We start from the raw sequence: 14,642 nt of genomic DNA, 5'->3' as shown, positions 1-14,642 counted from the left end.
ATACACCTACTTTGAGCCGGTTCACACTTTTCAATGAAAATTACTCTAAATTTTCACGATGAGTTATGTAGACTGGCCGCCATTAATTTTGAGGCACACGTACTACATGGCTGAATTCGAAACCACTTTTGCAGATCTGGGCCTGAAGGCTCCTATCCTTGAAGCGCTTAACGATCTGGGTTACGAAAAACCATCTCCGATCCAGGCTGAGTGCATTCCGCATCTGCTGGACGGCCGCGACGTTCTGGGTATGGCCCAGACCGGTAGCGGTAAGACCGCAGCGTTCTCTTTACCGCTGCTGAACAACATCGATCCTGAGCTTAGAGCACCACAGATTCTGGTGCTGGCGCCGACCCGCGAACTGGCGGTACAGGTTGCTGAAGCAATGACGGAATTCTCTAAACATATGCGCGGCGTAAACGTGGTTGCCCTGTATGGCGGCCAGCGTTATGACGTGCAGCTGCGCGCCCTGCGTCAGGGGCCGCAGATCGTCGTCGGTACCCCGGGTCGTCTGCTGGACCACCTGAAGCGCGGTACGCTGGATCTCTCTAAACTGAGCGGTCTGGTACTGGACGAAGCAGATGAAATGCTGCGCATGGGCTTTATCGAAGACGTAGAAACTATCATGGCGCAGATCCCGGAAGGTCATCAGACCGCTCTGTTCTCCGCCACTATGCCGGAAGCGATTCGTCGCATTACCCGCCGCTTTATGAAAGAGCCGCAGGAAGTGCGCATTCAGTCCAGCGTCACCACGCGCCCGGACATTAGCCAGAGCTACTGGACTGCTTACGGCATGCGTAAAAACGAAGCGCTGGTGCGTTTCCTGGAAGCGGAAGACTTTGATGCGGCGATTATCTTCGTGCGTACCAAAAACGCGACTCTGGAAGTGGCAGAAGCGCTGGAGCGTAGCGGCTATAACAGCGCCGCGCTGAACGGCGATATGAACCAGGCGCTGCGTGAGCAGACTCTGGAGCGCCTGAAAGACGGTCGTCTGGACATCCTGATCGCCACCGACGTTGCGGCCCGCGGCCTTGACGTTGAGCGTATCAGCCTGGTTGTTAACTATGACATCCCGATGGATTCCGAATCTTACGTTCACCGTATCGGCCGTACCGGTCGTGCGGGTCGTGCGGGTCGCGCGCTGCTGTTCGTTGAGAACCGTGAACGTCGCCTGCTGCGTAACATCGAACGTACGATGAAGCTGACGATCCCTGAAGTAGAACTGCCGAACGCGGAACTGCTGGGCAAACGTCGTCTGGAGAAATTCGCCGCTAAAGTTCAGCAGCAGCTGGAAAGCAGTGATCTGGACCAGTATCGTGCGCTGCTGGCTAAAATCCAGCCGACTGCGGAAGGCGAAGAGCTGGACGTAGAAACGCTGGCCGCTGCGCTGCTGAAAATGGCCCAGGGCGAACGTTCTCTGATCGTTCCGCCGGATGCGCCGATGCGTCCTAAGCGTGAGTTCCGCGATCGTGATGACCGTTTCGAACGCCGTGGCGACCGTAATGACCGCGGTCCGCGTGGCGATCGTGAAGATCGTCCGAAGCGTGAGCGTCGTGACGTGGGTGAAATGGAACTGTACCGCATTGAAGTGGGCCGTGATGACGGCGTTGAAGTTCGTCATATCGTTGGCGCGATCGCTAACGAAGGCGACATCAGCAGCCGCTACATCGGTAACATCAAGCTGTTCGGTTCTCACTCCACCATCGAACTGCCGAAAGGTATGCCGGGCGAAGTGCTGCAGCACTTTACTCGTACCCGCATCCTGAACAAGCCGATGAACATGCAGCTGCTGGGCGATGCGCAGCCGCGCACCGAACGTCGTGGCGGCGGCGAGCGTCGTGAAGGCGGTCGTGGCTTCGGCGGCGAGCGTCGTGAAGGTGGCCGTAGCTTCGGTGGCGAACGTCGCGAAGGCGGACGTGGTGAAGGTCGTCGTTTCAGCGGCGAACGTCGTGAAGGCGGCCGCGCGCCGCGTCGTGACGATGCTTCTGCGCCGCGCCGTGATGACTCCGCTGGTCGTCGTCGTTTCGGTGGCGATGCGTAATAAGCGCAATCCGCTAGCGTAAAGTAAATAATACAGCCCCGATCGTCATGATTGGGGCTTTTTTTATTTCTTTTGTACTCGTGTACTGGTACAGTGCGTCATGCTCAACGTGAGCGAAGTATTTTCCACTGGAGATTTCGGCAAATGGCGACACTAACGACTACGGCCACCCGACCGTCTTTATTCGGCGGCGTGGTGATTATCGGCGGCACGATTATTGGCGCAGGCATGTTCTCGCTGCCGGTGGTCATGTCCGGCGCGTGGTTCTTCTGGTCGTTGGCGGCGCTGGTTTTTACCTGGTTCTGCATGCTGCACTCCGGTTTGATGATTCTGGAAGCCAACCTTAACTACCGGATTGGCTCCAGCTTCGACACCATTACCAAAGACCTGCTCGGCAAAGGCTGGAACCTGGTGAACGGCGTGTCGATCGCCTTTGTGCTGTATATCCTGACCTACGCCTATATTTCGGCGAGCGGTTCGATCCTGCACCACACCTTCAGTGAGATGTCGCTGAACGTACCGGCGCGCGCTGCGGGCTTCGGCTTTGCGCTGCTGGTGGCCTTTATCGTCTGGATGAGCACGAAAGCGGTGAGCCGCATGACGGCTATCGTACTGGGCGCTAAGGTGATTACCTTCTTCCTGACCTTCGGCAGCCTGCTGGGGCACGTCGAGCCGACGACGCTGTTTAACGTCGTGGAGAAGAATGCCTCCTATGCGCCATACCTGCTGATGACGCTGCCGTTCTGCCTGGCCTCGTTTGGCTATCACGGTAACGTGCCGAGCCTGATGAAATATTATGGTAAGGATCCACGCACCATTACCCGCTGTCTGATTTACGGTACGCTGCTGGCGCTGGGTCTGTATGTCGTCTGGCTGCTGGTGACGATGGGTAATATCCCTCGTCCGCAGTTTATCGGTATCGCCCAGAAGGGCGGCAACATTGATGTGCTGGTGCAGGCGCTGAGCGGCGTGCTGAATAGCCGCGGTCTGGATCTGCTGCTGGTGGTGTTCTCCAACTTTGCCGTCGCCAGTTCCTTCCTCGGCGTGACGCTGGGGCTGTTCGATTATCTCGCGGATCTGTTTGGCTTTGACGATAGCGCGATGGGACGCTTTAAAACCGCGCTGTTGACCTTTATCCCGCCGATGATTGGCGGGCTGGTGAAACCAGATGGGTTCCTTTATGCCATCGGCTATGCCGGCCTGGCGGCGACGGTATGGGCGGCGATTGTGCCGGCGCTGCTGGCTCGCGCTTCGCGTAAACGCTTCGGCAGCCCACAGTTCCGCGTTTGGGGCGGAAAACCGATGATTGCGCTGATCCTGCTGTTCGGGCTCGGCAACGCGGTGGTGCATTTCCTGTCGAGCTTTAATCTGCTGCCGGTTTATCAATAACCGTATTGCCCGGTGGCGTGACGCGCACCGGGCTTACCGCGTTACTAACCTAGCAATTCCTCTTTCACCTGCATCGCTAAATCAAAGGAGTGCAGGCGCGCCTGGTGGTCGAAGATCTGGCCGTTGACCATGATTTCGTCCGCTTCCGTTTCGCGAAGAATCGACGCTAACCCATGGCGAACTTTGGTCTTATCGCCAACCAGCGACATGCTTAATGCCTGCTGTACACCATACTGCTCAGACGCTGACCACAGCTGATGCATATTTTCCACCGGCGGCGGCAACTGCCCGGTTTCACCGCGGCGCAGCTTAACGAACGCCTGCTGCATCGAGGTAAAGAGGAACTCCGCGTCGCGATTACTATCGGCGGCGATAATATTGATGCATACCATCGCGTACGGTTTTTCGAGCCGCGCCGAAGGTTTGAAGTTGCTGCGGTACAGATGCAGAGCCTGGAATAGCATGTCCGGCGCGAAGTGAGAGGCGAAGGCAAACGGCAGACCAAGCTGCGCCGCCAGCTGCGCGCTGTACAGGCTTGAGCCCAGCAGCCACACCGGAATTCGTTCGCCATAGCCGGGAACCGGGCGCACCTGCGGATTAGCCTCGCGAGCGTCAAACCAGTCCACCAACTCCGCCACATCGCGCGGGAAATTATCGACATCGCCGCTCATGTGGCGACGCAGCGCGCGCATGGTCGGCTGATCGCTGCCCGGCGCGCGGCCAAGGCCGAGATCGATACGTCCGGGATACAGCGTATTCAGGGTGCCGAACTGTTCGGCGATCACCAGCGGCGAGTGGTTTGGCAACATCACGCCACCGGATCCCAGATGCAGGGTGGTGGTATTGGCGGCAAGATAGCCAATCAACACCGAGGTCGCCGCGCTGGCAATGCCCACCATATTATGGTGCTCAGCCAGCCAATAACGGTGGTAGCCGCGGGATTCCGCCAGTTGGGCGAGAGCGAGAGAATGGGAAAAGGCTTCTTTAGCAGAAGAACCCTGCGGGATCGGCGCCAGATCGAGCACCGAGAACGGAATGTTTTTATCAGTCATAACAGCTCACTTTGTCGACGGTGAATCTTTTAATAGTGCATTAAAAATTAATAACCGTTGTTAACAAAGTGAGCTTTTACACTTCACCTTACGCCTGCAGCTCCAGCCCGGCCAGCCGTTTCCAGTAGCCGTTGCAATCGCTGTTAGCGGTGAGATCCAGCGGCGCAGCGCCATTTTCATTGGCGCGGAAGGCGTCGAGCATGGCGAAGGTCTCGCTGCCCATCGGCGACAGGCGCACCATATCCACCAGACCGTGCATCGAGGTTAACTCGTTGCCAAGGTTATAGACGTAGCCGCTCATCGTCTGAATGCCGTTAAGCACAAACACCTGCTGGTTCTCCTGCGACAGCATGCTGCGCCCGGTTGGGTACTTGATGCAGCAGGTTTCGCATTCGTCTTTTGGCCGGTCTTCCGAGCGAGCGGTAAAGCAGCGCGCGGAATAGGCCAGCGGCAGATGGCCGTAGCTCAGCACTTCGACTTCAAACTGGTTGCGAATACCCAGCTCTTCACACTGGGTCAGTAAATTAGCCAGCCAGTCGCGGGAGAGTTCAACCGGCATACACCAGCGCACCATGCCCTGTTTCAGCAGCAGGCGCAGGGTGACGGCGTTGTAGCAGTTCAGCGCATGACCCGCGACGAAGGGCAACTTGCGTTCGGCACAGAGATTGACCACGCCGAGGTCGCTGGCTTCAATCAGGAATTCGCCGTTCTCGACATAGCGCTTCAGCTCGCCCAGTTCGGAGGAGGCCTGCACCAGCGCGAGGGTGGAAAGCACCACCTGCTTGCCGCTACCGGCCAGCGTTTTCGCCATCTCAAGCCAATCGCCGACTTTAGTGGCGCGGCGTTTGCTGCACACCGCTTCGCCCAGATAAATGGTGTCAGCGCTACTGTTTGCCGCCTGCTGGTAAAAATCTTCCAGCGTCTCTTTTGGCCAGTAGTACAGCACCGGCCCTAATGAATATTTCATGTTTCTCACTGCCATTTACGGTGATAGGCGCCAAGGGTGGTTTGCGTTCCTTCGGACATCGAACCAAGGGTTTCCATCCATGCGGATTGCGGTACGAAGTTCTGCGGATCGGCTTTACAGCGATCGATCGCCTGACGCCAGACCTTCGCTACCTGGGTGACGTATGCCGGGCTGCGCTGACGGCCTTCGATTTTTACCGAGGCGATATTGGCGGCCATCAGTTCTGGCAACAGCTCCAGGGTATTGAGGCTGGTGGGTTCTTCCAGCGCGTGGTAGCGCTCGCCGTCGACCAGGTAGCGGCCTTTGCACAGCGTCGGATAACCGGCATTTTCGCCATCCTGATAGCGATCGATCAGCACTTCGTTAAGGCGTGACTCCAGCCCCTGCGGCGTTTGCTGCCAGCGGACGAAGCGCGCGGGCGAACAGGCGCCGACGGTATTTGGCGATTCGCCGGTGAGATACGACGAGAGATAGCAGCGGCCTTCCGCCATGATGCATAAGCTACCGAAGGCGAAGACTTCCAGTGGCACCGGCGTGGCGCGGGCTAACTGTTTCACCTGGTGAATGGATAACACCCGCGGCAGTACGACGCGGGCAACGTCAAAGTTGCGGTGATAAAAACGCACCGCCTCTTCGTTAGTGGCGGACGCCTGCACTGAAACGTGACGTTCGATGTGCGGGTAGCGTTCCGCGGCGTACTCCAGCATCGCGATATCGGCGAGGATGAGCGCGTCGGCGCCCAATTGCGCGGCCATATCCACCGCTCGCTGCCAACGGGCATAACCGTCGGGATGGGCGAAGGTGTTAATCGCGATATGTAGCTTACGGCGATGCTGGTGCACAAAGCTGACGGCTTCCTGCAATTTCTTTTCGGTGAAATTAAGGCCGGCAAAGTGGCGGGCATTGGTATCATCTTTCAGCCCGATATACACGGCATCGGCGCCGTTTTCGATGGCCGCCTTAAGAGCCGGGAGGTTACCGGCGGGGCAGAGCAGCTCCATAATTTTTCCTGAAAAACGCGGCCGGTCAGGGACGCAAAATGGTTAACGAGCTGGGATTTTAGTTAACCTTCTGGTGACAATTTTTGATTTGAGGCAGTTAAAAGCGTATTGGTGGGCTCAATAGCTGGCGGCCATCATCGCGATTTTGTTGATTTACGCCGCTATGTCGTTTATTTGATATGGCACAATAGCGAAACTATTGCATGCATGGAGTGAAGCTTGTGTTGGATGAACTGCGTTCCCGGCTGGTCCGTTTTGGCCCGTCTTTAATGAGCGTGCCGGTTAAGCTGGCGCCTTTTGCCCTCAAGCGCCAGGTGCTGGAACAAGTATTGAGCTGGCAATTTCGCCAGGCGCTGGCGGATGGAGAACTGGAGTTTCTCGAAGGTCGCTGGTTAAGTATTAATGTGCGCGATATTGGCCTGCTGTGGTATACCTCGGTAGTCGACGGTCGCCTGGTGGTCAGCCAGCAGGCTGACGCCGATGTCAGCTTTAGCGCCGATGCCAGCGATCTGCTGATGATTGCCGCGCGTAAACAGGATCCGGATACGCTATTCTTCCAGCGTCGTCTGGTGATTGAAGGTGATACTGAGCTGGGTCTATACGTGAAGAACCTGATGGATGCCATCGAGCTGGAGCAGATGCCGAAAGCACTGCGCGTCATGCTGCTGCAGATGGCGGATTTTGTCGAAGCAGGCCTGAAGAGCCCGCAGAAACCTGAACAGACATCGGTAGGTGAGGCATGCTGATTCGAGTGGAAATTGGGATTGATGCGCCGGGTATCGACGCGCTGCTGCGCCGTACGTTCGGCAGCGACGCGGAAGCGAAGCTGGTGCACGATCTGCGTGAAGATGGTCTGATCACGCTGGGCTTAGTCGCCACTGACGATGAAGGCCAGGTGGTTGGCTATGTCGCCTTTAGCCCGGTCACCGTCGAAGGCGAAGAGCTGCAGTGGGTAGGGCTGGCGCCATTGGCGGTAGATGAAAGCTATCGCGGCCAGGGTATTGGCCGACAGCTGGTCTACGAAGGGCTGGATTCATTAAATGAATTTGGGTACGCCGCGGTGGTCACGCTGGGCGAGCCGGCGCTGTATGGCCGTTTGGGCTTTGAACCCGCGGCTGCGTTCGATTTACGCTGCCGTTGGCCGGACACCGCGGAAGCCTTCCAGGTGCATCGTCTGGCGGATGACGCGCTGCAGGGCGTACACGGTCTGGTTGAGTACAGCGATCATTTCAATCGCTTCTGAGCCCCTCCAGTAGGGTCTCGAACGAACCATCCCCGGCAACGAGGCGCTCTTTCTGGCGCTTCGTTAGCTGCTTGATGCGATACTCCAGCCGCAGCGCAAGTGAGTGGTCACCAACTTTCTGACTAAACGCCAGCGCCAGTTCTCCTTTGCCGCGCAGCGCTTTCGCCCCTTTGCCTTCCTGATGCTGAAGAAAGCGGCGTGGGACATCGGTGGTGATGCCGGTATACAGGCGGTTATCAGCGGTTCGAATAAGATAGAGAAACCAGCACACGGTAATAATGTCAGTCTGTTAGGGTGTGTGCACCATAACATAATGGAGAATAAAGATGGATACGCTTGCCGCGATTAGCCGCTGGCTGGGCAAACAGCACGTCATCACCTGGTGCGTGGCACGTGATGACGAGCTCTGGTGCGCCAATGCGTTTTATGTTTACGACCCGGATAACGTCGCTTTTTATCTACTAAGCGACGAAAAAACCCGTCACGGCCAGATGACCGGCGAAGGCGCGAGAGTCGCCGGGACGGTCAACGGCCAGCCAAAGACCGTTGCCTTGATCCGCGGCGTGCAGTTTAAGGGTGAGATCCGCCGCCTTCACGGTGACGAAGAGGCTGAGATGCGCAAGCGCTACGTCAAGCGCTTCCCGGTTGCCCGCATGTTGTCGGCGCCGGTGTGGGAAATTCGTCCCGACGAGCTTAAATTTACCGACAACACGCTGGGTTTTGGCAAAAAGCTATATTGGCTGCGCGACTCAAGCCCCGAGCAGGCGTAGCGCCTCGCGATTGAACGCCGGCAGGTCATCTGGCGTTCGGCTGGTGACTAACTGATCGTTATCAAGCACCACTTCCTGATCGTAAAACTCACCGCCGGCATTTTTCACGTCGACCACGATGGGTTTAACCGCCGTGAGTTTACGCCCGCGAATGACGCCTGCGCTGATAAGCAGCTGCGGGCCATGGCAGATGGCAAAGACCGGCTTACCGCTATTCACGAAGTCGCGAGTAAAAGTGACGAAGCGCTCATCCCCCCGCAACTGGTCCGGTGAATAGCCGCCTGGCAGCAACAACGCGTCAAACTGTGCCGGCGTCACGTCATCTATTGCTTTGTCGATCGCCACTTCAGCCTCGCCTTGTTTCCCTTTTACCGTTTTTCCTGCCTGTTTCTCAATCGTCACGACCTGATGCCCGGCAAGTTTAAAGGCCTCGGCAGGTGAGGTGAATTCAGAATCTTCGAAGTCGTCGGTGATTAGTACGGCAATCTTTTTACTCATTCTTCCTCCGATCTTTTGGCAGTGAATGAGGCATTTCCATGATGATGGTGGATACTTACCTCGTAAGCTATTAAGCCTGGAACATGTGGGGCAAAGTGCAAGGCAGACAATTCTGCAAAGGAGATTCGATGAGTCAGGTATTATTAACCGGCGCGACTGGTTTGGTTGGTGGGCACTTACTTCGTTTGCTGCAGAGTGAGCCGGGCATTAGCGCGATTACTGCGCCGACTCGCCGCCCACTCCCGCCCGCGGAAGGGGTCTTTAATCCTTACGATCCGCAGTTGACCGATGCACTGGCGCAGGTGGTTGAACCTGTCGATATCGTTTTCTGCTGCCTGGGCACCACGCGACGGGAAGCGGGGAGTAAAGAAGCGTTTGTGCATGCTGACTATACGCTGGTGGTGGATACGGCACTGGTCGGGAAGCGCCTTGGGGCGCAACATATGCTGGTGGTCAGCGCGATGGGCACCAATGCGCATTCGCCCTTCTTCTATAACCGCGTGAAAGGGGAAATGGAAGAGGCGCTGATGGCGCAGGAGTGGCCGCGGCTGACCATTGCCCGTCCTTCAATGTTGCTGGGGGATCGGGAGCACAAACGCGCCAATGAAACGCTCTTTGCACCGCTATTTCGTTTTCTGCCTGGAGACTGGAAAGCTATTCAGGCTCGCGATGTAGCGGCTGCCCTGCTCGCGGAGGCGCTGGCGCCGAGCCATGAAGGCGTCCAGATCCTGACCTCGTCTCAGCTACGGGAGCGCGCTGCCCGGCAGGCGGATTAACCATTTTCAAATTTGGATGGCAGGCGTAGTATTCACCTCCTTATTTGTTATCACTTCTCCCTGGGGAATGCTATGGCTGGTCAGTCTTCATCTCAGGCGGCATCACCATTTCAATGGTGGAAACCCGCGCTGTTCTTTCTCGTCGTTATCGTTGGTCTGTGGTACGTCAAATGGCAGCCGTATTACGGTAAAGCCTTTACGGCCGCGGAAACCCACAGTATCGGTAAATCTATTCTCGCGCAGTCTGATGTAAACCCGCTACAGGCGGCATGGGATTACGCGATGGTTTACTTCCTCGCGGTCTGGAAAGCGGCGGTGCTCGGCGTGCTGCTCGGGTCGCTTATTCAGGTGTTGATCCCACGCGACTGGCTGCTGCGCACGCTTGGGCAATCTCGTTTTCAGGGCACGCTGCTGGGAGCGATTTTTTCGCTACCGGGGATGATGTGTACCTGCTGCGCCGCGCCGGTCGCCGCCGGTATGCGTAAACAGCAGGTGTCGATGGGCGGAGCGCTGGCGTTCTGGATGGGCAACCCGCTGCTGAACCCGGCAACGCTGGTCTTCATGGGCTTCGTGCTAGGTTGGCAGTTTGCTCTGATCAGACTAGTGGCCGGGCTGGCGACGGTGCTAGTGGTGGCGACGCTCGTGCAAAAATGGGTAAAAGAGGCGGCGACGCAGCCGGTGGCGACAGAAGACATTAGCCAACTGCAGCGCGATGAGGGCAGTTTTATCAGCCGTTGGCTACGCGCGCTGTGGTCGCTGTTCTGGAGTACGATCCCGGTTTATATCCTCGCGGTGCTGGTACTGGGCGCGGCGCGGGTCTGGCTGTTCCCGCACGCTGAGGGCGCGGTCGATAACACGCTGTTCTGGGTGATCGCAATGGCGATAGCCGGTTGCCTGTTCGTTATCCCGACGGCGGCGGAAATCCCGATTGTGCAGACGATGATGCTGGCCGGAATGGGCACCGCGCCGGCGCTGGCGCTGCTGATTACCTTGCCGGCGGTGAGCGTGCCGTCGCTGATTATGTTGCGTAAGGCGTTCCCGGCTAAAGCGCTGTGGCTAACCGGCGGGCTGGTGGCGTTGTGCGGGGCGATCGTTGGCGCGCTGGCGCTAGTGTAATTTTCCGGGGCGGGGCTGTAGCCCCGGCGCCGGATTTTGTGCCGGGTGGCGGCTACGCCTTACCCGGCCTACAGCGTAGTGCTATTGGGTAGCCCGGCTTAGCGAAGCGCCAGCCGGGTTAGATAACGTTTATTTAAGATAGGTAAAGGCGGTGGTGACGCGGCTCACGCCACTAACCCGGCTGGCGATATCCGCCGCTGCGCGGCCTTCACGGTCGGTGACCAGGCCCATCAGGAACACTTCGCTGTTTTCGGTCGTCACTTTCACATTGGAAGACTTCACCTGATCGCTACCCAGCAGCTGGGAACGAACTTTGGTGGTGATCCAGGTATCCGACGACGCGGTGCCTAAGCCAATCGGCTGGCCTTGACGTACTTCATTGAAGACTTCGGTAGTCCCTTCAACCCCCATCGCAATTTGTTTGGCGCGAGAGGAGAGATCGGCGGTCGGCGACTGGCCGGTCAGCAGGACTTTGCCCTGATAAGCGGTGACGTTAATACGCGCTTCTTTCTTAATCTGTTCATCTTTCCCTAAGGCGCTGTTAACGCGCAGCTCCAGGGTGCTGTCATCAACCTGCGTACCCACCGTACGCGGGTCCGTTGCCGCTTTGGTGCCGACGGCTGCCGTACCGACTACCGCTGCGGCGACGCAGCCCTGTAGCAGTAGCGCAGAAAGCAGGATGGCGAGGGGCGAGAGAGCCTTCATGTGTTCTCCTTATTCGTCCTGGTGTGGAAAAAGCGTGTTATCAATCAAATCGCACAGACAATTGACGGTGAGCATGTGCATTTCCTGGATCCGCGCGCTGCGGTGTGAAGGAATGCGGATTTCAACGTCCTGCTGACCTAACAGGCCAGCCAGCTCGCCGCCGTCGTAACCGGTTAGCGCCACGATAGTCATATCGCGGGTGACCGCCGCTTCCACGGCTTTCACGATATCCCGGCTATTGCCGCGCGTAGAAATCGCCAGCAGTACATCGCCGGCGTGTCCCAGCGCGCGCACCTGCTTAGCATAGATTTCATCATGCAGGCGATCGTTGGCGATTGCGGTTAAGACCACATTATCGGTATTTAGTGCAATGGCGGGTAAACCAGGGCGCTCTGTTTCGAAACGATTGATCATGCTGGCAGCAAAATGCTGTGCGTTGGCGGCGGAGGTGCCATTACCACAACAGAGGATTTTGTTGCCGTTAAGCAGCGACTGAACGAGCGTCATTGCCGCGCGCGAGATGGCGTCCGGGAGCGCTTCCGCGGCGGCGATTTGGGTTTGAATGCTTTCGGTAAAGCAGGCTTTAATTCTGTCGAGCACGGGATCCCTTAAATCTGATAATACGCTATTCGCCAAAGGCGTTTTTCAGCCATTGGATGTCGTTGCCGGTGAAGGCTACCACATCGAAACGGCAATCCACAGTATCAAAACTCCCATTCTGTCGGGAGAGCCACAGACGAGCGGCCTTGAGAAGGCGTTGTTGCTTTTGCGGCGTGACGCTGGCGGCGGCATCGCCGTAGCTGGCGCTGCGCCGGTAGCGCACTTCGACGAACACGATAACCGCGCCGTCGCGCATAATAAGGTCGATCTCGCCGCCGCGCTCGCGGGCGTTGGCGGCGATAAAACGCAGTCCATGCCGTTCTAACCACCGACGCGCCTGGCTTTCCCAGGCGTCGCCGGTCTGTTTACTTAGTTGGCTGCGACGATTTGTCCCTGTTGGTACTTGAGCCATGATAACTTCCTGTTAATCACGCAGTCCGGCGTGGCCGTCAGATCGCCCGTATTGCCGTTCAGCTGGTAACCTGGGCTCTGGCGCATTTGCGCGAAATGATTCGCCAGCGACCAGGCATCGGCGCCCATTGCATACAGCCGCGCCAGCGAGTAGTCGTTACGCACGGTGGAGAGCGCCTGCTGCATCAGCGCCGGGTTACTGCCGGCCAGCATCGGGATTTCGCTATATTGCAGACCTTCCATCTCCAGACGGAAATCCGGGCCAGAGGTGCCTTGCGCGCTACGGGAGCTGGCGTACAGGGTGACGTTGCTCTGGCTGCCGTTGCGCATCGCGATCAGCGGCTTGATATAGCCAATTTGTTCCGGGGTGGCGACGATATAGGCGGCATCGATGGTGCCGCCGCTGCTGACCGGAACGTCGCTTGGGCTGCCGAGCGAGCTATCTACAGATGACGGCAGCGTCGATACCGGGCTGCCGGTCAGTGAGATCCCGCCGCCGTTGACGCCGGATTTCAGCTCCGCCGTCGATCCCAGACGCTGCTGCAGCACCGTACCGCCGCCCAGCTTCAGCCACTCGTCGGCGAAAGCGCTGACCACGCGGTCGCCAAGCGCGCCGCGCGGCACCAGCAGTAACGGCGTTTGTTTGCCCTGATCGTGAATATGACGCGCCGCGTCGCGGGCTTCATCTTCCGGGGAGAGCGCGAAGTAGCACAGGTTCGGGCGGTTCTCGACTTTCCCCGGCTGGTTAAGGGCCAGCACGTTCAGCGAGGTGTTGCTTTTCATCACCTCTTCGACGTTTTCTTTCAATAGCGGGCCGACAACGATGGTTGCGCCGTCCTGCTGTACCTGCGCCAGAAGCTGGCTCATCGGCTGGCTGGTGGTGTCGTAAATTTTCAGCTCAGCGGCAGGATTGGCGGTTGCCGCCACCGAGGGCTGCGGCTGCGCGGCTGGCGCGCTCACCGGTTGTGCTGCCGGCGTTGCGGCAACCGGGGCGGGTAGCGGAGCGGCTGCTGGTTTTGCGGCAGGCGCGGCCTGCGTTTCCGCTGGCGCCTGCACCGGTGCGGCCTGGCTGCTGGTGGCGGTGAGATCGCCGACTTCCGCCTGCGAAGGGCTCACCACATCATTATTGCCGGCAACATTCGCCGCCTGGGCGACCTGCGCCGGCACTGCGTTGCCCTGGACCGCTGGGGCGCCATTCTTCGCCGCTTCAAAACCCTGCTGGATAGTGCGGCCGAAAATCGCCGCCTGGCCGTTCAGAGGCAGCAGCAGGGCGATTTTATTGGTCGAGGCCGGTTTATAGTTTTGCATGTTCACCAGCGCGGTGGGCAGCATCTGCGCCCCCGGGTTCTGCGGATAACGGATTTGCCAGTCTTTGACGCCCGCTTTCAGCATCGCCGGATCGTTGCGGTTATCGAACCACATCCGCTGCAGATCCAGCCAGCCCTGCAGCACGTTTTCGTCGGCATTGATCACCAGCGCGTTGGCCTGCTGTGGGGTCATCGCCGTCAGCGCTTTCCACGTGGCGTCGATGTTTTGTTGTTTTTGTTTCGCCTGGCTTAGCAGGGGCTGCTGGGCAATCAGCGCGCGCAGCAGCGCCAGAGAGGGCTGCCCCTGGCTGGCGTCAATTTGCGCCTGCCAGTAGCGCGGCTGCTGATTTTTCTCAAAACTGAGAGGGTCGAGTTTGCTCAGTAATGCCTTCGCGCCCTGGTAATCGCCTTGCGCCAGTTTGACTTCCACCGCCAGCAGCGACTGTTCGCGGGCCTGCGTGCTGTTCAGGTTCGACGGCAGTTGGTTGTACAGGTCGATAGCCTGCTGCTTCTTACCTTCCTGCAGCAGTGCACGAATGGCGAGTAATTGCCAGTTGGTCTTGCTATCATTCGTGCTTTGCTGCATCTGCTGTAGGTAGAAACTGGAGTTGGCCTGCGACGTACCCTGCATAAACGCCGTGCTTTGATCCTGCGTGTGGGTGCCGCAGCCAGCAAAAAGAAGAGTAGCCAGCAATACGGGCAGACAGCGCGCGGGCTTAGAACGAAGAAATGTTGACGGTACCATATGTATCCAGTGATATTTTTT

General features: G+C 58.1%; 17 protein-coding genes. 8 read left to right on the top strand and 9 right to left on the bottom strand.

The features are described from left to right. The first annotated feature begins 33 nt into the window (after positions 1-33). The 3 genes from yrbN to mtr all read left to right on the top strand — a co-directional run bounded on the left by yrbN (position 34) and on the right by mtr (position 3,430). Entirely contained in the window at positions 34-114 is an 81-nt protein-coding gene (gene yrbN, locus PGR79_RS07790; RefSeq protein WP_086538083.1) for a protein YrbN, read from the top strand. Continuing rightward, positions 107-2,041 (top strand): DEAD/DEAH family ATP-dependent RNA helicase, encoded by a 1,935-nt coding sequence (locus tag PGR79_RS07785; protein ID WP_087859921.1) that lies wholly within the window; start codon positions 107-109, stop codon positions 2,039-2,041. Before yrbN ends, PGR79_RS07785 begins: the two co-directional genes overlap by 8 nt. A 144-nt stretch (positions 2,042-2,185) precedes the next feature. Beyond that, entirely contained in the window at positions 2,186-3,430 is a 1,245-nt protein-coding gene (gene mtr, locus PGR79_RS07780) for a tryptophan permease (protein ID WP_015369532.1), read from the top strand. A 44-nt stretch (positions 3,431-3,474) separates the two neighbouring features. On the opposite strand, the gene PGR79_RS07775 is transcribed toward mtr, so the two are convergent. From PGR79_RS07775 to ubiU, 3 genes are all read right to left on the bottom strand, one after another. Further along, on the bottom strand, positions 3,475-4,482 hold the full coding sequence (locus PGR79_RS07775; RefSeq protein WP_113373135.1) for a luciferase-like monooxygenase: 1,008 nt from the start codon (positions 4,480-4,482) through the stop codon (positions 3,475-3,477). Positions 4,483-4,570: 88 nt separating this feature from the next. Further along, a complete protein-coding gene (locus tag PGR79_RS07770) occupies positions 4,571-5,449 on the bottom strand; it encodes a U32 family peptidase (RefSeq protein WP_087859949.1) in 879 nt (292 codons plus the stop codon). Between the two features lie 5 nt (positions 5,450-5,454). Further along, positions 5,455-6,450 carry a ubiquinone anaerobic biosynthesis protein UbiU gene (gene ubiU, locus PGR79_RS07765; RefSeq protein WP_045377933.1) on the bottom strand — a complete coding sequence of 332 codons (996 nt, stop codon included), beginning with the start codon at positions 6,448-6,450 and terminating at the stop codon, positions 5,455-5,457. 221 nt (positions 6,451-6,671) lie between these two features. Here ubiU and ubiT point away from each other — a divergent pair, with 221 nt between their 5' ends. Beyond that, entirely contained in the window at positions 6,672-7,196 is a 525-nt protein-coding gene (gene ubiT / locus PGR79_RS07760) for a ubiquinone anaerobic biosynthesis accessory factor UbiT (RefSeq protein WP_015369536.1), read from the top strand. After that, positions 7,190-7,693, top strand: coding sequence for a GNAT family N-acetyltransferase (locus PGR79_RS07755; protein ID WP_015703593.1), 504 nt, complete (start codon positions 7,190-7,192; stop codon positions 7,691-7,693). The genes ubiT and PGR79_RS07755 overlap by 7 nt, the downstream gene beginning before the upstream one ends. Here PGR79_RS07755 and PGR79_RS07750 read toward each other — a convergent pair. Then, the gene (locus PGR79_RS07750; RefSeq protein ID WP_026612209.1) at positions 7,680-7,970 is read right to left on the bottom strand and encodes a GIY-YIG nuclease family protein; all 291 of its coding nucleotides are present in this window, start codon (positions 7,968-7,970) and stop codon (positions 7,680-7,682) included. The two genes, PGR79_RS07755 and PGR79_RS07750, sit on opposite strands and share 14 nt — an antisense overlap. 49 nt (positions 7,971-8,019) lie before the next feature. Between PGR79_RS07750 and PGR79_RS07745 the strand changes: the two genes are divergently transcribed. Beyond that, complete coding sequence (locus PGR79_RS07745; protein ID WP_430921409.1) at positions 8,020-8,463, top strand: YhbP family protein; 444 nt, start codon at positions 8,020-8,022, stop codon at positions 8,461-8,463. On the opposite strand, the gene PGR79_RS07740 is transcribed toward PGR79_RS07745, so the two are convergent. After that, a complete protein-coding gene (locus PGR79_RS07740; protein WP_020077844.1) occupies positions 8,443-8,961 on the bottom strand; it encodes a type 1 glutamine amidotransferase domain-containing protein in 519 nt (172 codons plus the stop codon). The two genes, PGR79_RS07745 and PGR79_RS07740, sit on opposite strands and share 21 nt — an antisense overlap. A gap of 128 nt (positions 8,962-9,089) precedes the next feature. On the opposite strand from PGR79_RS07740, the gene PGR79_RS07735 reads away from it, so the two are divergent. Together PGR79_RS07735 and PGR79_RS07730 are read left to right on the top strand one after the other, a co-directional pair. Further along, positions 9,090-9,737, top strand: coding sequence for an NAD(P)H-binding protein (locus PGR79_RS07735; RefSeq protein WP_430921408.1), 648 nt, complete (start codon positions 9,090-9,092; stop codon positions 9,735-9,737). Positions 9,738-9,809: 72 nt separating this feature from the next. After that, entirely contained in the window at positions 9,810-10,853 is a 1,044-nt protein-coding gene (locus PGR79_RS07730; protein WP_113373131.1) for a permease, read from the top strand. Between the two features lie 129 nt (positions 10,854-10,982). Here the strand turns inward: PGR79_RS07730 and dolP are convergent, their stop codons facing one another. Genes dolP through PGR79_RS07710 form a run of 4 tightly spaced genes read right to left on the bottom strand, consistent with a single transcriptional unit; the run spans position 10,983 to position 14,621 of the window. Continuing rightward, positions 10,983-11,558 (bottom strand): division/outer membrane stress-associated lipid-binding lipoprotein, encoded by a 576-nt coding sequence (gene dolP / locus PGR79_RS07725; protein WP_045394929.1) that lies wholly within the window; start codon positions 11,556-11,558, stop codon positions 10,983-10,985. A 9-nt stretch (positions 11,559-11,567) separates the two neighbouring features. Next, a complete protein-coding gene (gene diaA, locus PGR79_RS07720; protein WP_015369544.1) occupies positions 11,568-12,158 on the bottom strand; it encodes a DnaA initiator-associating protein DiaA in 591 nt (196 codons plus the stop codon). Positions 12,159-12,183: 25 nt separating this feature from the next. Continuing rightward, on the bottom strand, positions 12,184-12,570 hold the full coding sequence (locus tag PGR79_RS07715; RefSeq protein WP_045394928.1) for a YraN family protein: 387 nt from the start codon (positions 12,568-12,570) through the stop codon (positions 12,184-12,186). Continuing rightward, the gene (locus PGR79_RS07710; RefSeq protein WP_430921406.1) at positions 12,528-14,621 is read right to left on the bottom strand and encodes a penicillin-binding protein activator; all 2,094 of its coding nucleotides are present in this window, start codon (positions 14,619-14,621) and stop codon (positions 12,528-12,530) included. The genes PGR79_RS07715 and PGR79_RS07710 overlap by 43 nt, the downstream gene beginning before the upstream one ends. Positions 14,622-14,642: the final 21 nt, after the last annotated feature.

It is taken from the genome of Klebsiella sp. 141161 (genome assembly GCF_050600815.1).
Classification (GTDB): Bacteria; Pseudomonadota; Gammaproteobacteria; order Enterobacterales; family Enterobacteriaceae; genus Klebsiella; species Klebsiella aerogenes.
The sequence above is the reverse complement of the archived record's forward strand: the minus strand, read 5'-3'. Positions and strand labels throughout refer to the sequence as shown.